The 17,337-nt window shown below is 55.9% G+C and carries 16 protein-coding genes; 11 read left to right on the forward strand and 5 right to left on the reverse strand.

The annotated features are described in order from the left end of the window. The first annotated feature begins 59 nt into the window (after positions 1-59). The 8 genes from RYZ27_RS00640 (at position 60) to ruvB (ending at position 8,605) form a co-directional block, all read left to right on the forward strand. Entirely contained in the window at positions 60-1,274 is a 1,215-nt protein-coding gene (locus RYZ27_RS00640; RefSeq protein ID WP_406680429.1) for a threonine ammonia-lyase, read from the forward strand. A gap of 90 nt (positions 1,275-1,364) precedes the next feature. Then, a complete protein-coding gene (locus RYZ27_RS00645) occupies positions 1,365-3,809 on the forward strand; it encodes a M1 family metallopeptidase (protein WP_406680430.1) in 2,445 nt (814 codons plus the stop codon). 20 nt (positions 3,810-3,829) lie between these two features. Further along, positions 3,830-4,327, forward strand: coding sequence for a DUF6702 family protein (locus tag RYZ27_RS00650; protein ID WP_406680431.1), 498 nt, complete (start codon positions 3,830-3,832; stop codon positions 4,325-4,327). 67 nt (positions 4,328-4,394) lie between these two features. Next, entirely contained in the window at positions 4,395-5,288 is an 894-nt protein-coding gene (locus RYZ27_RS00655; protein ID WP_406680432.1) for an FKBP-type peptidyl-prolyl cis-trans isomerase, read from the forward strand. 42 nt (positions 5,289-5,330) lie between these two features. Then, positions 5,331-6,320 (forward strand): FKBP-type peptidyl-prolyl cis-trans isomerase, encoded by a 990-nt coding sequence (locus RYZ27_RS00660; RefSeq protein WP_406680433.1) that lies wholly within the window; start codon positions 5,331-5,333, stop codon positions 6,318-6,320. Between the two features lie 133 nt (positions 6,321-6,453). Beyond that, a complete protein-coding gene (gene ruvC, locus RYZ27_RS00665; RefSeq protein ID WP_406680434.1) occupies positions 6,454-6,960 on the forward strand; it encodes a crossover junction endodeoxyribonuclease RuvC in 507 nt (168 codons plus the stop codon). Continuing rightward, positions 6,960-7,577, forward strand: coding sequence for a Holliday junction branch migration protein RuvA (gene ruvA / locus RYZ27_RS00670; RefSeq protein ID WP_406681793.1), 618 nt, complete (start codon positions 6,960-6,962; stop codon positions 7,575-7,577). The genes ruvC and ruvA overlap by 1 nt, the downstream gene beginning before the upstream one ends. Beyond that, positions 7,574-8,605, forward strand: coding sequence for a Holliday junction branch migration DNA helicase RuvB (ruvB, locus tag RYZ27_RS00675; RefSeq protein WP_406680435.1), 1,032 nt, complete (start codon positions 7,574-7,576; stop codon positions 8,603-8,605). Before ruvA ends, ruvB begins: the two co-directional genes overlap by 4 nt. Positions 8,606-8,614: 9 nt before the next feature. On the opposite strand, the gene RYZ27_RS00680 is transcribed toward ruvB, so the two are convergent. Then, entirely contained in the window at positions 8,615-9,529 is a 915-nt protein-coding gene (locus RYZ27_RS00680) for a M48 family metallopeptidase (RefSeq protein WP_406680436.1), read from the reverse strand. A 102-nt stretch (positions 9,530-9,631) separates the two neighbouring features. Between RYZ27_RS00680 and RYZ27_RS00685 the strand changes: the two genes are divergently transcribed. From RYZ27_RS00685 to RYZ27_RS00695, 3 genes are all read left to right on the forward strand, one after another. Beyond that, complete coding sequence (locus tag RYZ27_RS00685; RefSeq protein WP_406680437.1) at positions 9,632-10,132, forward strand: paraquat-inducible protein A; 501 nt, start codon at positions 9,632-9,634, stop codon at positions 10,130-10,132. Positions 10,133-10,153: 21 nt separating this feature from the next. Beyond that, positions 10,154-10,837 (forward strand): MBL fold metallo-hydrolase, encoded by a 684-nt coding sequence (locus tag RYZ27_RS00690; RefSeq protein WP_406680438.1) that lies wholly within the window; start codon positions 10,154-10,156, stop codon positions 10,835-10,837. Between the two features lie 166 nt (positions 10,838-11,003). Beyond that, on the forward strand, positions 11,004-12,185 hold the full coding sequence (locus RYZ27_RS00695; RefSeq protein ID WP_406680439.1) for a vWA domain-containing protein: 1,182 nt from the start codon (positions 11,004-11,006) through the stop codon (positions 12,183-12,185). 4 nt (positions 12,186-12,189) lie between these two features. Here the strand turns inward: RYZ27_RS00695 and RYZ27_RS00700 are convergent, their stop codons facing one another. The 4 genes from RYZ27_RS00700 to RYZ27_RS00715 all read right to left on the reverse strand — a co-directional run bounded on the left by RYZ27_RS00700 (position 12,190) and on the right by RYZ27_RS00715 (position 17,280). Continuing rightward, positions 12,190-13,776 (reverse strand): response regulator, encoded by a 1,587-nt coding sequence (locus RYZ27_RS00700; RefSeq protein WP_406680440.1) that lies wholly within the window; start codon positions 13,774-13,776, stop codon positions 12,190-12,192. Positions 13,777-13,864: 88 nt separating this feature from the next. After that, a complete protein-coding gene (locus tag RYZ27_RS00705; RefSeq protein WP_406680441.1) occupies positions 13,865-14,455 on the reverse strand; it encodes an ATP-dependent Clp protease proteolytic subunit in 591 nt (196 codons plus the stop codon). A 96-nt stretch (positions 14,456-14,551) separates the two neighbouring features. Continuing rightward, the gene (locus RYZ27_RS00710) at positions 14,552-16,462 is read right to left on the reverse strand and encodes a hypothetical protein (protein ID WP_406680442.1); all 1,911 of its coding nucleotides are present in this window, start codon (positions 16,460-16,462) and stop codon (positions 14,552-14,554) included. An 86-nt stretch (positions 16,463-16,548) separates the two neighbouring features. Further along, positions 16,549-17,280, reverse strand: a complete 732-nt coding sequence (locus RYZ27_RS00715) for a hypothetical protein (RefSeq protein WP_406680444.1) — start codon at positions 17,278-17,280, stop codon at positions 16,549-16,551. Positions 17,281-17,337 lie beyond the last annotated feature (57 nt).

Here is a 17,337-nt window from a genome sequence, read left to right on the forward strand (position 1 = left end):
CTTGGCATCAGGTCGAGGGCGCACTAGGAGAGCAGGCTGAATTCTTCTGGAGCGCCCGCATGGCAAACGATCTACCCATATCCATCGACGATGTTCGCGAAGCCGCAAAGATTCTTGAGGGGCAGATTGAAAACACCCCAATGACCCATTCGCGGACCCTGTCGGAGATTACCGGGGCCGAGGTCTGGCTGAAGTTCGAGAACATTCAGTTTACCGGAGCGTTCAAGGAGCGCGGGGCCCTCAACAAGCTGTCCCGCCTCTCAGATGAGGAAAAGAAACGCGGCGTGATCGCGGCGTCTGCGGGCAATCATGCCCAAGGCGTGGCCTATCATGGGCGGCGTCTGGGTATCCCTGTCACCATCGTTATGCCGATCACCACGCCTTTTAATAAGGTTGAGCACACCCGGGCCTTTGGCGCGCGTGTTGTGCTGGAAGGTAATACGTTTGATGAAGCCAATGAACATGCCCAAATCTTGCGCCAGCGTGATGGTCTGGTCTGGATTCACCCCTTTGATGACCCGGAAGTGATGGCCGGGCAGGGCACTGCTGCCTTGGAGATGCTGGAGGTTAATCCTGATCTCGATATGCTGGTGGTGCCAATTGGTGGGGGTGGCCTGATTTCAGGCATGGCGACGGTGGCCAAGGCGCATAATCCGAACATGAAAGTGATCGGCGTTCAGGCCGCCATGTATGCCGGGATGCAAGCCGCTTTGGCTAAGGGGCCAGAGCCTGTTGGCGGCGCGTCGATTGCCGAGGGTATTGCAGTCAAAAACCCTGGTGTGCTGACCCGTAAAGTGGTGGAAGCGCTGGTTGATGAAATTGTTCTGGTTGAAGAAGAGCACATTGAGCGAGCGATCACGCTTTATGTCGATGTGGAGAAGACAACCGCTGAAGGCGCAGGCGCGGCTGGGCTTGCGGCTTTGCTCGCCCATCCGTCAAAATTTGTCGGGCGCAAAGTTGGGTTGGTGATTTGTGGCGGCAATATTGATGTGCGTCTGTTGGCTTCTGTTCTGACGCGCTCGTTGGTGCGAGACAATCGCTTGGTCAATATCCGCATCATCGGTGATGATCGTCCGGGTCTGCTCGCGCTGGTCTCCAAGGTGATTGGCGATGCCGGGGCCAATATCATGGAAGTGGCGCACAATCGGATCGCGCTCGATGTGCCAGCCAAGGGCGCAGAGTTCGACATCCTGATGGAAACCCGCGATGCCCAGCATACGCACGAAGTGATCGATGCGCTGGCCCAGGCGGGCTATCCGCCGCGCACAAATTAAGCGACATTTTACCCCTGTTACAAAATAACTCTGGCGGTCAAAAAATAGCGGCATATAAGAGACCCCGAGAAGAGAGAATGGGGTAGAAATATGCGGATTATTCTGGCGACACTCGGCATGGCTTTCATGCTGGGCGGGGCAAGTGCGCAAGGCATCCAACAGACCAAGGGTGATTTTGAAGACAAGTTTCGTCAGCTTGATGAGGTTTTGCCAAGCCCGAACGTCTATCGTAATGCCGCCGGTGAGCCGGGACATCAATATTGGCAACAGCAAGCCGACTACGACATTGATGTTACGTTGGATGAAGACGGGCGCCGTATCGAAGGTCGACAGACCATTACCTATACCAATAATTCGCCTGATACGTTGCGCTATATCTGGCTGCAGCTTGATCAGAACCGCTACGCCAAGGACTCTATTGCGGAGATGACGCGCACCTTCTCTGCCAAACCGCAGGGGTCAGTTAATCAGCGCGCGGCCAAAACCCCGCGTCTGAGCCTGTCAACGCTGCGTCGCGAACAGTCCATGGCGGATCATGAGTATGGCTTTGACGTCACGCGTGTGGCCGACGCGCGCGGCAATGGCCTGCCAACCACGACAGTTGGCACCCTGATGCGCATTGATCTGGCGCGCCCGCTGGCGCCCGGCAAGTCCTTCAGCTTTCAGATGGATTGGGAGTACCAGATCGTTGAAGAGAATGCGGTCCGCGCCCGAGCGGGTTACGAGCACTTCCCCGATGATGAGCGCGAAGGCGGCAATGACCTGTTCCTGATCGCGCAATGGTATCCGCGTCTGGTCGCTTATTCTGACTATGAAGGCTGGCACAATAAGGAATTCCTCGGCAGCGGCGAGTTCACGCTGGAGTTCGGTGATTATGACGTCGAAATCACTGTGCCGGACGATCACATCGTATCGTCTACCGGCGTCTTGGCGAATCCACGTGAGGTTCTGACGGCGACGCAGCGTGCCCGTCTGGAGCGCGCTGCCGATGCTGATCGTCCTGTTTTTGTCGTGACTCCGGAAGAAGCGCTGGCGAATGAAAGTTCCAATCCGTCAGGCACAAAAACCTGGAAGTTCGAGGCTGAAAATGTCCGCGATTTTGCCTGGGCGTCCTCACGGAAATTCATCTGGGATGCGCAGGGCCATAAACAGCCGGGCGCGGAATATGAAACCGTCATGGCCATGTCCTTCTGGCCCAAGGAAGGCGGTGACCTCTGGAAGAAATATTCGACCCCATCTGTGATCCATACGATGGATGTCTATTCGCGTATGTCGTTTGATTATCCCTATCCAACTTCACAGTCTGTGAATGGGCCGGTTGGCGGCATGGAATACCCGATGATCACTTTTAACGGGCCGCGCACCACCCTGCAGGATGATGGCCGCCGGACCTATACGATGGCGGAAAAAGTCTTCCTGGTCGGTGTGATCATTCACGAGGTCGGACACATCTATTTCCCGATGGTTGTCAATTCTGATGAGCGTCAGTGGACCTGGATGGACGAAGGCTTAAACAGCTTCATGGACAGTGTTGCTGGCTATGAATGGGATCCAGATATGCCGTGGACACGGTCGATACCGCGCGATCTGGTGCCGTATATGACCTCATCCAATCAGGTGCCGATCATGACACAATCCGATAGCGTTTTGCAGCTTGGCCCGAACGCTTATGGTAAGCCGTCTGCGGCGCTGCACATCCTGCGCGAGACCATTCTGGGCCGCGAGAAGTTTGACTTTGCGTTCAAGGAGTATGCCCGTCGCTGGAAGTTTAAACGGCCAACACCGTCTGATTTTTTCCGGACCATGGAAGAAGCCTCTGGTGTTGACCTCGACTGGTTCTGGCGCGGCTGGTTCTACACCACAGACCATGTCGATATTTCACTCGACCGGGTGTTTCATCTGGAGCTGAACACAGAAGATCCCGACATTGATTATCAGCGCCTGCGCGATGATCTGGCCAGTGAGCCAGAACCGATTGGCGCGCGTTTGAACCGTGAAGAGGGGATGCAGACCTGGGTCGAGCGCTTCCCTGACATTCGTGATTATTATGACGAGAATGATGTCTACACGGTCACCAATGTTGAGCGGAACAAGTATCAGGATTTCCTGACAGGGCTTGATGACATTGAGCGTCGCGTTTTCGAACGGGCGGTCGCCGAGGATGCCGAGTACTATGCTCTGGAGTTTTCAAACATTGGCGGTCTCGTCATGCCGATTATTCTGGGACTTGAATTCACGGATGGCACGACCGAGCGGATGTATATCCCCGCTGAGATATGGCGAAAAAATCCGCATACGGTGTCCAAACTCCTGACCTTCCCGAAAGGCAAAGAGTTGCAGCAGATCATCGTCGATCCGGATTGGGAAACGGCTGATGCGGACCTGGAGAATAATTACTATCCTCGCCGGATCACCCCGTCGCGGATCGAGACTTTCAAGTCCAAACGGGCTTTCTCCTTCTCTGGCCGCGATATTATGCAGGACTCAACCGTTGAGTTGGACACAGATGACGAAGAAACGGTTGCAGAAGAGTGATCTTTCTCGGGCGTCTCATCATGCTCATGGCTCTGGCGGCGCTCATAGCGAGTGCCGCTTTTGCGCATAAACAAAAGGCTGCGATCACAGAGGTCAGCTTCAATCTACGTACCGGGATGATTGAAGTTGCCCATCGCTTTATCATTCATGATGCCGAGCATGCGATCAGTGATGTCGCCGGTGAACGCCGTGATCTGATCCATGATGAGGACACACAGGCTTTCTTTGCTGACTATGTTGCCAGTCATTTCGATCTGACAGTCAATGACAGGGCCGCCAAGCTCACATTGCTTGGCGGTGAGATTGAGGGCGGGCATATCTGGATTTATCAGGAAGCGCCCGCCCCATTCTTTGTGACACGACTGGCCTTGAGCCAATCGGCGCTTACAGAAGTCTGGCAGGGACAGGTGAATACGGTGAATGTTCGCACGGGTGGTGCCACTCAAACACTGACCTTTAGCGGCGATGATGGTCTTAAGCCTGTGACGCTTTCTCCAGCACTGGTCTGGGCTGGTTAGCCCTACGTGACAGAGGGTCAAAACGGTCTTAAACCAGCCCTGTAAATCAGACAGGAGCCATCGCCCGATGTTTCGTACTTTTGCCTTTGCTGCGGCAGGCCTTCTACTGGCTGCCTGTGGCGCGCAGGACCCAGCCCCTGAAGTGAATGGAGAGGATCCGCTATCCACGCTTATCCCATGGGATGCCAGCGCGGACAATGTTCAGACAACGGCGAGTGGTCTGCAATATGTCATCGTTAAAGAGGGGCCAGAGGATGGTGCGACGCCGACCGCGCGGGACACGGTTAGCGTGCATTACGATGGCCGTCTGACGGATGGCACGGTCTTCGACAGTTCCTATGAGCGTGGGCAGACATCCAGCTTTGGCGTGAGCCAGGTGATTTCGGGTTGGACCGAAGGTTTGCAGCTGATGTCTGAAGGTGATGAGTTCGTCTTCTATATCCCAACCGAGCTTGGCTATGGGCAAAACCCACGTCCTGGCGGTGTGATCAAGCCGGGTGATGATCTGATTTTCCGGGTCGAGCTGAAACAGGTTGTTGCGGCACCGGAACCACGCGCCGTCGATACTGAAGCCTGGGCGACCTATACGCCTTGGGACAGTTCCCGTGAGGGGATCATCAAGACCGAAAGTGGTCTTGAATATGTGATCCTGGCCAGCGGTGATGAGGGGGGTATTTCACCTAAGCCCAATGATATGGCTGTCGTCTATTATGAGGGGCGGTTCGATGAGACGGGTGAGGTCTTTGACAGCGCGTTTGCACGCGGTGAGGCGGCCATCTTTCCGGCTGGGGCGTTGATCCCTGGTTGGGTCGAGGCGCTGGCCATGATGAGGCCAGGTGACCGCTGGCTTCTGCACATTCCATCAGACCTTGGCTATGGACCTCAAGGGAAGGGGCCAATTCCGCCAAACAGTAAGTTGAATTTTGAGGTTGAATTGATGGATGTTGTGCCCGTCCAATAAACAGGTGCAACATCAGGGGCGATAGAAAAGAGAGGGAGGGCTATGACCCAATTGAGAACACTATCTGGATTTTTCTTTGGGGCGATGCTGCTTGCCGCCTGTGAAACCTTTCCAATCTCGACAGGCGGTATCGTTCCCGCCGCACCTGTGCCCTGCCCGGCCTACGCACCGGGGCAGGGCCCGCTTGAGGCGCCTTTCCCAACGGCGTGTATGGACATGCAGTCTTCACCCTCCGGACTGCGCTGGATTGAGCTGAGCGCAGGGGAAGATCAGTCACGTGGCGCGCCGGGGCCAGACGCCACTGTGGTTGTGACCTATGAGGGCTTCCTCGCCAGTGACGGCACCTTGATCGATAGCTCCTATGAGCGCGGTGAGCCGGGTGTGTTTGATGTGCCCCAGCTCTTGCCCGGTTGGGGCGAAGCCATTCAGATGATGACCCCCGGGGATGAGTGGATGGTTTATCTGCCGTGGCCAATCGCTTACGGCGCTGAGGCGGTTGATGATGTCATTCCGGCCCAGTCCGATATTATCTATCGTATGAAGCTTGAGTGGTTCCTGACAGCTGAGGAAATGGCAGCTGAAGTGCAGGCATCTGAAGATGCTGCATTGCTTGATGGACCAGACATGGCCGCATGGGAGGCTGTCTTCCCATGGGATCCAGATGCGGAGGGTGTGAACAAGCTGGCGAGCGGTGTCTCCTATGTACGGCTCGAAACCAGTAATTCCAGCATGCGTAATGCCCTGATCACTGATGATGTCCTGATCCATTATGAGGGGCGTCTGGCTGAGACGAGTGATTTCTTTGACAGCTCATGGTCTCGTGGTGAAGCTAACCGTTTTCCAGTGGGTGGGTTGATCCCCGGCTTCACCGAAGCCCTGACCTATATGAAGCCCGGCGACCGTATCATTGTGCATATCCCGGCTGATCAGGCCTATGGCGCAGAAGGATCGGGTGAGGTCATCCCGCCAAACGCTGACCTGATGTTCCAGATCAATATGCTTGAAATCTATCCGGCTGACCCAGCCTTTTAGGCCAGAAGACAAGTTGTAACAGATGGTCTCGGTGCCCGTCTCATAGTCTTGAGGCGGGCATTTTGCCTTGACGCCATGAACAAAGCAGGAAAACTGAAACGGTATTTTAACCAAGCGCCGTGAAACCCAAGGCATGACTCAAACGACCAGAATCCTTGGTATCGACCCGGGCCTTCGCCATACCGGATGGGGGATTGTCGAAAAAGACGGCTCCCGGCTTAGCCATGTGGCCCATGGTGTGATCAATATTGATCCTGACCTTGCCATGGCTGATCGGCTCGCGGGTATCTTTCACGCCGTCTCTGGCCTCGTGAACGAGTATGCCCCGGACTATAGCGGCTGTGAGGAAACCATTGTGAACCCCAGCAATCCGCGCTCTGCCCTGAAATTGGGTCAGGCCCGCGGCGCAGCAATGACGGCGCTTTCCTATTGCGGGCTTGAGGTGGCCGAGTTTGCCCCGCGCGCGATTAAACTGGCTGTGGTTGGGACCGGAAAGGCTGACAAGGAACAGGTTGGTTTCATGGTCGCGCGCCTGTTACCGCGCGCCGGAAAGATGCGTGAGGATGCGGCGGATGCGCTAGCTTGCGCGATTTGTACGGCGCATCACCTGCCTGTGCGTGGCCTGAAGGGGGCAGCATGATTATCGGTCGGCTGAAAGGGGAAGTCGCAGCGGTTGGCGCGGATAATATCATGATCGACGTTAATGGCGTCGGCTATGTCGCCCTCGCAGGGGCTCGGCTCTTGTCCAAGCTGACGGTCGGTGCGCAGGCCGAAGTCTTCATCGAAACACGTGTGACGGAAAACTCGATCACCCTGTTTGCGTTTGCCACCGATGAGGAGCGAGCTTGGTTTGTTCGCTTGCAGGATGTGCCCGGTGTGGCTGGAAAATCCGCCATGGCGCTGTGTGATGCGCTCTCGCCTGCAGAGTTGATGGATGCGCTCGCTTTGGGTGATGCGGCTTCGATCACACGCGCCAAAGGGGTTGGTAAGAAACTGGCTGAGCGGATCGTCGGTGAACTGTCAGGCAAGCCACCCCCCATGGGACGGTTCGGCAAGTTCGTGGCGGACCCAACCGCGAGTGTGCAGGCAGCGTCTGTCACGACGGGCGCACGCGGTGAAGCGGTTTCTGCCCTGGTCAATCTTGGCTATTCCCAAAGCGAGGCGGCCCGCGCCGTGGCCACTGCAGCGAAAGAGAGCGGTAGTGAAGACGTAAGCGCCCTAATCAAGGCAGCGCTGAAAGAGCTTAGCCCGTCATGAGCCGGGAAGGGTCCCTCACCGATCCTGAGCAGCAGGCTGGCGAAGCGCTCGACCGGGCGCTGCGTCCACAGACGTTTGACGATTATGTCGGACAGGATGCGATCAAGGAAAACCTGAAAGTCTATGTCGGTGCGGCGCGCCGCCGGGGCGAGGCGCTGGACCATACTTTGCTGTTTGGCCCGCCGGGGCTCGGAAAGACCACGCTGGCGCAGATTCTGGCGCGTGAACTCGGTGTTGGTTTTCGTGCGACCTCCGGCCCCGTACTGGCAAAGGCGGGCGATCTGGTCGCGATCCTGACCAATCTGGAAGAGAATGATGTCCTCTTCATCGATGAGATTCACCGCATGCCCGCCGTGGTCGAGGAAGTGCTCTACCCGGCGATGGAGGATTATGCCGTCGACATCGTAATCGGGGAGGGGCCAGCGGCGCGATCTGTCCGGCTCGACCTTGCGCCATTTACGCTCGTTGGCGCGACAACGCGTGCAGGCTTGCTGGCGACACCTCTTCGGGACCGTTTCGGGATTCCGCTTCGTCTTGAATTCTATACCCCGGAAACGCTCGCAACCATTGTGATGGCGGCTGGGCGGAAACTGCAAGTGCCAATGAGTGAAGATGGCGCGATTGAGATTGCCAAGCGTGCGCGCGGAACACCGCGAATTGCGCTGCGCCTGTTGCGCCGGGTGCGGGACTTTGCCGAGGCCGAAGGTGGCGCAATTGATCGCGCCGCGGCTGAACGCGCGCTCAAACGTCTGGCGATTGATGAAGATGGCCTCGATATGCTGGACCGGAAATATCTCGACGCCCTGGTGCGGACTTATGCCGGTGGACCGGTTGGAGCCGACACGCTAGCAGCGGCCTTGTCAGAATCGCGCGATGCGGTTGAGGATGTGATCGAGCCTTACCTGATGCAAAAGGGGTATGTCGCGCGCACACCGCGTGGACGGGTGGCGGCACCCCTTGCTTATGACCGCATGGGGCTACCTGCACCGCAAGCAGGGTCACAAGGCGGGTTGTTTGGGGAAGACTAGGCTGGAGACCTAAAGCCTGCGACCACAGCGGCGTTCATACTCGGCAACAGCATCCGGCATCCATTCACGGAAATTCGCGGCGCGGGTTTCACTGGCCGGGTGGGTGCTCATCCATTGTGGGGGTCTTTGCCCGCCGCCGAGCTTGCCCATACGCTCCCACAGCTCCGGGGCTTCGCGTGGGTCGTAGCAGGCGCGGAGCAGCAATTGCAGGCCGATCCAGTCGGCCTGGGTTTCATGATCGCGGGAGAAAGCCATCAGGCCGCCCTGCGCGGCCATACCGAAAGCTTGCCGGACCATCATCTGCTGATTGGCATTCATATCGCCGAGGCCCAGCGCCACGGCGGCTCCGCCAAGTTGAGCGAGCTGGCTATTGCTCATCCGCTTGGCCCCATGGTGGGCAAGGGCGTGGCCAATCTCATGCCCCATCACGACAGCGAGCTTATCAACATCATCAAGATCAGACAGGTCTACGCGCCCATCAGCATTGCCTGTCACGTCGAGAATACCCGTATACACGGCAACATAGCCGCCAGGCAGACAGAAGGCGTTCGGCTGCTCTGAGGCGATGACGTTAAATTCCCAGTCAAACTCGCGGGCAACGGGTTGAAAATCATAACCCGCATCAATCAGTTCACGCTCATACTCAATGGCGGCAACACGCAGGCGGTCGCCAATCTCACGCACTTTCTCAACGACTTCGCGGCCAGCGGCATCACAGGACCGGGCGTTCTGGGAGCAAATGACGTTGCCGCCTTCTTGCTGGAGCATCTGGACATAGGACTGGCGGCCAAGCTGGCTCGCTTTCTCAATGGAGATCGTGTTGAACTCTTTTTTGCCGGTGTACGGATTGGTCTGCTGGTTCGCGAAATAGTAGATGGCGAGCCCGATTAGACCGATAATAATAATTCCAAAACGCCCGCGCATGGCCATCTTCCTCCATATCCCTTTGCGGTTTCGACCATACTCTCTCACCTCTCGGCAGGAAAGCCATTGACCACCGTGATCGCTGCTTGCAATGCTGATCCTATGGACACGCCATCAGAGACATCTGATCAAGCAGGTTATCGAACGCCAATCCTCGATGTGGTCGCGGAAATGCTGCTCTATGTTTCGGCGGCTTTGATTGTCGTTGGCCTGATCCTGCCCTCAATCTGGAAGCCAAACACGTTCGGGTTTGGTGGAGCGGAGTACAATCTGTACGGGATTGTACAGACCCTATTTGAAAGTGGGTTACCGTTTCTGGGGCTGATCGTGGTGCTGTTTTCGGCTGTATTCCCTATCGCCAAGACAATCACCGCGGCGATCATTTTCCGTCAGGGCGCGAGCCCTAGCCCGAAGCTTGCCAATCTGCTGAATATTCTCGGCAAGTGGTCGATGCTGGATGTGTTCTTGGCCGCACTTCTGATCGGGATCAGCCAGATCAGCATCTATATCGGGTTCGAAACGCGGGCTGGGCTCTACTATTTTGCTGCTGGGGTGCTGCTGAATAATTTTGCGACCATGCGTCTGACCTTCACGCGGCTCTAATCCTGCCCTACATGAAGCGTCATGACTGATCAGACCCAAGCCGCTCAACCCAAACTTGCCATTCAGGTGATCCCTGTCACGCCATTTCAGCAGAATACATCGCTGCTATGGCATACAGAGACGATGGAGGGGGTGTTTATCGATCCGGGTGGGGAGGTCGACAAGCTGATGGGCGCGGCGGAGCATTTTGGCGTTAAAGTTGTTGAGGTCTGGCTCACGCATGGCCATCTCGATCATGCTGGCGGGGCGACCGAAGTGGCCGAGCGCGCTGGCTGCCAGATCATTGGCCCGCATGAGGATGATCAGTGGCTCCTTGATGATATTGAGGCGCAGTGGGCGAAGTATGGTGTTTCCGGTAGCCGCAACTGCAAGCCGGACCGCTACCTCAAAGACGGTGACACGCTGACCCTGAGTGGTGAGACGTTTCATGTTGTCCATACACCTGGTCACACACCCGGTCATGTCGTGATCTATCATGAGGCGGGGCGTTTGGCTTTTGTCGGCGATGTCCTGTTCCGGGGCTCAATTGGCCGGACTGATTTTCCAAAAGGCAATCACCAGCAACTGATCGACAGCATTACCCAAAAGCTCTGGCCGCTGGGCAATGATATGCGCTTTGTACCGGGTCATAATGAGATGAGCACGTTTGGTCAGGAGCGCGCCAGCAATGCCTTTGTTGCGGACTCTGTTTTAGGGAAAGTTTAGCGAGATTAAGCCCTCTGCTCCTGCCCAACCACCCCAATGGTAGCCTCTGCGGGCGGTCCAAGCAGGGGTAGAGGGCCTTGCTTCAGTCAGCGCCTCACCCAGCGTGACCCTTGGAGCCTGCCTGTGAGCGCGCTACTATAGGGGTTGAGATACGCGGAGTGCGCCTATGTTCCTGAACTTCTTCAATGAATTGCGTGAGGCCAAAGTGCCGGTCACGCTGAAGGAATACCTGTCCCTGATGGAGGCGATGGATAAGCAGGTCATCGGCCGCGATGTTGAGGAATTTTACTATCTCGCGCGTACGGCTCTGGTGAAGGATGAGCGCAATATCGACAAGTTCGACAAGGTATTCGGTCATGTCTTCAAGGGGCTTGATAGCTTTGCCGACGCCGTGGATGTGCAGGAAATCCCAGAGGATTGGCTGCGCAAGATGACCGAGAAGTTCCTTACTGAAGAGGAACGCGCCGAGATTGAGGCGCTGGGCGGCTTTGAAAAGCTGATGGAAACGCTCAAGCAGCGCCTTGAGGAGCAGAAAAAGCGCCATGAGGGCGGCAATAAATGGATCGGGACGGGCGGCACGTCCCCGTTCGGAGCGAATGGCTATAACCCGGAAGGCGTGCGCATCGGCCAGGACAAGTCCCGTCACCGTCGCGCCACCAAGGTCTGGGATAAGCGCGAGTTCAAGAATTACGATGACAGTGTCGAGCTGGGTACGCGCAACATCAAGGTTGCGATGAAGCGCCTGCGCAAATGGGCGCGCACTGGAGCTGCAGATGAGCTCGATCTGGACCAAACGATCAAGAATACCGCGCGCCAGGGCTACTTGGATATTGAGATGCGCCCCGAACGTCGCAATACGGTTTCTGTACTCCTGCTGATGGATGTTGGCGGTTCAATGGACCCGCATGTACGCGTCATGGAAGAATTGTTCTCAGCGGCGCGGGCCGAGATCAAGAATCTGGAATATTTCTACTTCCACAATTGCCCTTATGAGGGTCTGTGGAAGGATAATCGCCGCCGCCGTTCAGACGTGATCCCGACCTGGGATGTGCTGCATAAATATCCGAGTGAGTACAAGGTGATCGTGGTCGGAGACGCAACGATGAGCCCCTATGAGATCACCTATTCCGGTGGCTCAGTCGAGCACTGGAATGAGGAAGCTGGTGGTATCTGGATTCAGCGATTTGTTGAGCAATACCCGAACTTTGCCTGGCTCAATCCGGTGAAGTCCGGGGCATGGGACTATACGGGGTCTATTCAGCTGATCCGCGAGATTATCGGACCTGACCGGATGTTTGAGATGACCCTTGAGGGCCTCGATGGCGCGATGCGGGAACTCAGCCGTTAGAGCTTTAAGCCACTAGGCGACGGCGCAGGCGTGTTACCCCGCTTGTCTCATGTGCAGATCGGCGCAGGACAAGATCAGCCAGCATGGCGACGAGGGCAGGGCCCTCAATCGGTTTGCGCAGAGCTTGATCGGCACCAGAAGCCAGGCTTTGCCTGGACCGTTCATGACCGATTTCCGCTGTCAGGCTGATGATTGGCACCAGGCTGTTCGGGCCATCCATAGTGCGCACGTGTTCAATCAGGCTCAGCCCATTACCATCGCCAAGGTGCAAATCGGTGACAATTGCCTGAACGGTCATATCGGTCGCGGTACGGGTGGCGTCAGTAAGGGTGTGGCAATGAATAACCGTCCAGCCAGCGGTTTCCAGCGCTGTAATCGTCATTAAGGCGCTGGCCTCATGGTCTTCGACAAGTAGGACTGTGCCCAGCTCAAACCGGCCTGACTTGAGCGGTGTATCAGGCAAAGTTGGAGGCGTTATCGTCTCGGTTTGGGTGACCGGAACACTGAACGTCAGAACGCCGCCACCAGCTGGATTATCAGCATAACTGAGTTTGCCATTCAGGCTGCCTGCGAGCTTATGGGAGACGACAAGGCCGAGTGCCCATCCGGGAATATCCTCGGTCATCTTGCCAGTATGCAGAGCCTTGTTTATTGCCTGCTTCTGAGCGGCATTCAGGCGACGCCCTGAATGGGTGACAGAGACAGTTAGAAGGGATTGATCATTCAAAGGTTGCGTCGAAAGGACGACGCTTATGTTTCCGGATCTGGTAAATCGCATCGCGTTGCTGATCAGGTTGTCGATAACCTCACGGATGCGAGGCAGATTACAGGTGATGCGCGGGGGACCATCAGGCGCAAGCTCTATCGAGAAGCTGGTATCATTCCGCGCGGCAAGGAGTGCCCAATCACCACGAATGTCATCGACAACCGTATGAAGGTTTATGGCGATCGTTTTTTCTGGACCCGTGCCTGATATGGCTTCGTTGCGAACCATATGATTGGCATTGCGTAAGGTTCGGTCCAGCGCTTGCCCGCTTTCCAGAATCATCTGGGCGATGTCGCGGGATTCTGTGTCGTTCAGGCGGCCATTCAAAACTTCCGCCAGCCCCATCATGCCCGAGAGAGGCGTGCGGATTTCATGCGTTAATAGGCTAAGCAGGGGCGCAAGCTGACCCTTTGACGACTCTGTTGTTTCTGAAGGTTGCGTTGATCCCATTGCGAGCAGGGGGAACAGCGCGGCTTTCGGAACAAAGCCAATCGCGCGCCCCTTTTCAATGGCGATTAGCTGACCGTTTGATTTCGCATTGGACAGGCGTTGTGCAGCTTGTTGTGCGGTGCTGTCTACACCAATCGGAACAATTTTGTCTTGAGGCAGGTCGAGCAGGCACAGATTGGCAATATCCTGCTGGCGCTCAAGTAGCATTTCGGCGAGGCCTGCGCGTGTAATGACGCCAGTCGCGCGATCATCGGCGAAGATAATAACCGCCTCAAGGTCTGGTGTTTGCCGAAACGCCCGGATCAGATCAGTGGCTGGACGCGTGGCTTGTACACGCGGTGCAGACTTCACCAGATTACGAATCGTTCGGGACATATCGGCTCACACGATTGAAATGATCGTGTGAGTTTGCACCGAAATTCTTTACAGGACGGAAACCCTACTGGCGTTTCCTTTTCCTGGCTTATTTGATCTCGCTGTGATGGCGAACAATCTTGCTGACAAGGCCGTACTCGACAGCTTCTTCTGCGCTCATCCAGTGATCACGATCCGTATCCGCCTTGATTTTTTCAAGCGGCTGTCCGGTCGCCTCAGCGAAGATATTGTTCAGGCGCTCGCGCATACGCACGATTTCACGGACCTGAATTTCAACATCTGAGGCCTGACCACCGACCCCGCCGCGTGGTTCGTGAAGCAGGAAGCGTGTATTTGGCAGCGCGTAACGGTTTTCTTTTTGGGCCGCTGAATAGATCAGGGCTCCCGCAGAAGCGACCCAGCCAGAGCCAAGGACTTTTACTGGTGCGCCGACAAATTTGATCATGTCATGGATCATATCGCCAGACTCAACGTGTCCGCCCGGCGATGAAATCACCAGCAAGATCGGATCTGAGCTATCCGAGGCCAAGGCCAGAAGACGCTCACACACCCGGCGGGCAAGTTTATCGTCAACACCGCCGGTTAGCATGATCGTGCGGGCATTAAACAGGGCTTCCTCAAGGAAAGCATTTGGTTCGCTCAGCGGCTTGGATTCGGGCTCGTCGTCGAGGCGTGTCATGAAAACTCCAGTATCATCTGTCGCCAGATGTGAGGCGCGCGGGCGGGATGGTCAAGCGGTCATCTGATGCCCGCGCCTTGAATCGTGTGTTTCGCTCTATTCTGATGGGGTATGCGTCAGGTTAATGCCAAACCGGGTAATGACCTCGCCGGGTTCAGGATCAGTCTCATCAAAGGTCTCGATGGTTTCGAATGTGATCGGAGTTTCCGGCGCGACTTTGAGCTCCAACGTGCCTCCTTCTTCAAGCCACAGTGCCGCAGCATCCACCCATGGGCGAACCTCTGGGACGTCTTTAGCCAGCTCAGGTCCGAACCCTCGTACAGCATTAACGGCAAACCCGCGCAGAGCTGTTGCGTCATTATAGGCCAGCATGGCCATTTGCGGCTCATCTGGGAAGGCTTTGCCAATTTCGTGCGCAGCGGTCAGGGTGGCTTCCAGGCCACCATTATCGGTCACGCGGATGACAGCATTGCGAAACTCGAATGCCTCTTTGATCTGGGTTTCAAACGCCTCTTCCCCAACCGCGTCGGTCAGCGCTGCGGCTGTCTGGGCAGGCGTTGTCAATGTGAGGTCAACATTGGCGAAGGATGAGAACAAATCCGCGAAGTTACCGTTCTCTGTATAGGTGATGGCCCCCGTGGTTTCATCCCAGGTGCCTTTAAGATCATAATCCCCGCAGAGGCAGTCGAGATTATTGTCCGCCAACACAGTCATAACTGTTTGCATCTGGGCCAATTCTTCTGCTGGGATCTCCTCCTCAGGCATCATCTCGAAAACACTCTTGAGGAGCGTTCCGATCTCATAAGCGAACCCATCGAGATCAAGCGAGACCTCTGTTGGCAATAGCCAGTGGAACTTTGTCAGGTTGAGATCGATCAGATCTGCATTGAAGACGGTCTCATCACTCATCTCGAAGCGATAATTCTCCAGACGCCAATGGCCGAGGCTCATGAAATCAGCTTCGGTGTGCTCGGGCATCTTCCACTCGGAAACCGCCCGATAAACATTGGCCAAGCGCAAGTCAGAGATCTCATAAGACTGTATGCCGCCTTTCAGGGCCATGGGAATGCCGTGCTCATCAAAGTTCGGATCGTCAACGGGCAGGACGCCATCCATATCGAACCGCGTATCGAAATAGGCGGCATAGCCCATATCTCCACGGCGATAGTCAGACATGATTGTGGTCGGTACGCTCATGTCCATTTTCAGACCCTGATCGCCAACGCCCATATCCATGACAAATTCGGCCTCTTGCATGGCGAACCCGTTCAAGCTGAACGCACGTGAAGCCGCCGCAATGGCCTGCAGCATATGGATGCCCTCAAGCTCATCTTCCTGGAGGTCATCGCTATCGGTATAGCTGACTTCAAATGGCTCCAGCGTCAGGCCATCCAGAACCAGTTTTTCAGCACGTACGTCATACTCGCGAATGACCATCATACTGGCTGGGTCCAGAAGCTCCCCGCTGGGATCAATCGTCAGGGCGAGTTTGTCATTGTACTCCTCAGCAATACGGGCGCCCAGTTCATCAAAGCCAACAGAGCTGATATTGGAAAACTCGATCCGGTCGGCAAGTTTGATGGAGTCTGCAGTATTGGTCCCGGCCAAGCGATCATTCAAAGCGGTCGTGTTGAAATTCCAGAACTCTGCCGTTTCTGCCTTCAGCCCCAGGTCAATGCCATCGACGGCGACGACAAAGGTGAAGTCTTCAACGACAGTTGCGCCATTATCGGCGGTCGTCACATTTCCGAATGTGAAGCGGGCATCGCCTGGAATGGTGTCTGCCAGCGCGGTAAAAGCCTCAACCCCGAAGCTTTCATTCGCTTCGGCTTTGAACCCGCCGGACAACAATTTCTGCGCAAGGTCACGACCCGAGATATCCTCTGAGCCTGTCGTAATATCCGTACTCGCTCCGTTTCCGGTTTCCACAGGGTCTGACGCAGGCTGGCAAGCGCTCAGAGCGAGAAACCCGAGGGCGGCTACGGTTGAGTTGAGCAGAGGTTTCATCAGGATGTCCTGTTTAACTAAGGGTAGAATTCTTTAAGGCCTGCGCATGATAACAGTCCGCCACGGCAAATGCCATATTCGTAAGTTTACGCAGCTTCTGAGGTTTCTGGCTCCACCTCGTCCTTTTGCTTCCGTGTCCAGAAGGGGGCATGAGGGTCGGCTTTTCGGTCATATCGCTTGGCGTAATACTCGCTTGCGGTACAGGTTAGGGGCTTTGGGGTCAGGGTCATGCCATCGCGCCGTAGCCGCTCGATGACGGCGTCTCGCAGATGCAGATAAGGCAGGCCGCGCATCTCGAAATCATGCGCTTTCATCCAATCCCGTACTGTCCAGCTTCGGGTGGAGGGGGCGTCACAGGGTGGTTTGCCCTTGTGTGTTTCCCAAAGATACAGGGTCGATAATCCGGTCAGGATGGCGTCGACCGCAGATTTAACTGGGCCTGCTGTATCAGCGCCTTGGGCCAATGCGGCGTGTATGGACAGTTTATGAGCGGACAGGTCATCATACAGCATACGAATGACGCTCAAGGTCTGGCGATCTGTTCGACCCGGCTTGCTCAGAAAAGCATCCAGTTGCGGATGGCTCACCCGGCGCAAGGCGCCTGTTTGTTCAAGCGTGCCGCGCGCAACCGCATCCACATCATTAATCATGCGCTGCAGGTTTAAGCGGAGCTCATAACCAATACCTGCGAGGCTCTGTTGCTCCTGATCTTTCTGTAAGTCGAGCCATCGCCAAGCCTGAAAGGCCATAAAAACAATTGCGCCGATCAGGCATAGCAGACCGACGACGATAAAGCTCTGAAAGGCTGCATCACTCATCTCTCTCCCCTTCATCTCTTGTTTACCATTGCTACCAGGAAAGGGCCACTTGCAATT

The sequence above is a fragment of the Hyphomonas sp. FCG-A18 genome, assembly GCF_045287255.1.
GTDB lineage: Bacteria > Pseudomonadota > Alphaproteobacteria > Caulobacterales > Hyphomonadaceae > Henriciella.

Coding starts and splice junctions, on each gene's coding strand:
- RYZ27_RS00640 (WP_406680429.1), top strand. CDS start 60: ATGGCAAACGATCTACCCATATCCATCGACGATGTTCGCGAAGCCGCA.
- RYZ27_RS00645 (WP_406680430.1), top strand. CDS start 1,365: ATGCGGATTATTCTGGCGACACTCGGCATGGCTTTCATGCTGGGCGGG.
- RYZ27_RS00650 (WP_406680431.1), top strand. CDS start 3,830: ATGCTCATGGCTCTGGCGGCGCTCATAGCGAGTGCCGCTTTTGCGCAT.
- RYZ27_RS00655 (WP_406680432.1), top strand. CDS start 4,395: ATGTTTCGTACTTTTGCCTTTGCTGCGGCAGGCCTTCTACTGGCTGCC.
- RYZ27_RS00660 (WP_406680433.1), top strand. CDS start 5,331: ATGACCCAATTGAGAACACTATCTGGATTTTTCTTTGGGGCGATGCTG.
- ruvC (WP_406680434.1), top strand. CDS start 6,454: ATGACTCAAACGACCAGAATCCTTGGTATCGACCCGGGCCTTCGCCAT.
- ruvB (WP_406680435.1), top strand. CDS start 7,574: ATGAGCCGGGAAGGGTCCCTCACCGATCCTGAGCAGCAGGCTGGCGAA.
- RYZ27_RS00680 (WP_406680436.1), bottom strand. CDS start 9,529: ATGCGCGGGCGTTTTGGAATTATTATTATCGGTCTAATCGGGCTCGCC.
- RYZ27_RS00685 (WP_406680437.1), top strand. CDS start 9,632: ATGGACACGCCATCAGAGACATCTGATCAAGCAGGTTATCGAACGCCA.
- RYZ27_RS00690 (WP_406680438.1), top strand. CDS start 10,154: ATGACTGATCAGACCCAAGCCGCTCAACCCAAACTTGCCATTCAGGTG.
- RYZ27_RS00695 (WP_406680439.1), top strand. CDS start 11,004: ATGTTCCTGAACTTCTTCAATGAATTGCGTGAGGCCAAAGTGCCGGTC.
- RYZ27_RS00700 (WP_406680440.1), bottom strand. CDS start 13,776: ATGTCCCGAACGATTCGTAATCTGGTGAAGTCTGCACCGCGTGTACAA.
- RYZ27_RS00705 (WP_406680441.1), bottom strand. CDS start 14,455: ATGACACGCCTCGACGACGAGCCCGAATCCAAGCCGCTGAGCGAACCA.
- RYZ27_RS00710 (WP_406680442.1), bottom strand. CDS start 16,462: ATGAAACCTCTGCTCAACTCAACCGTAGCCGCCCTCGGGTTTCTCGCT.
- RYZ27_RS00715 (WP_406680444.1), bottom strand. CDS start 17,280: ATGAGTGATGCAGCCTTTCAGAGCTTTATCGTCGTCGGTCTGCTATGC.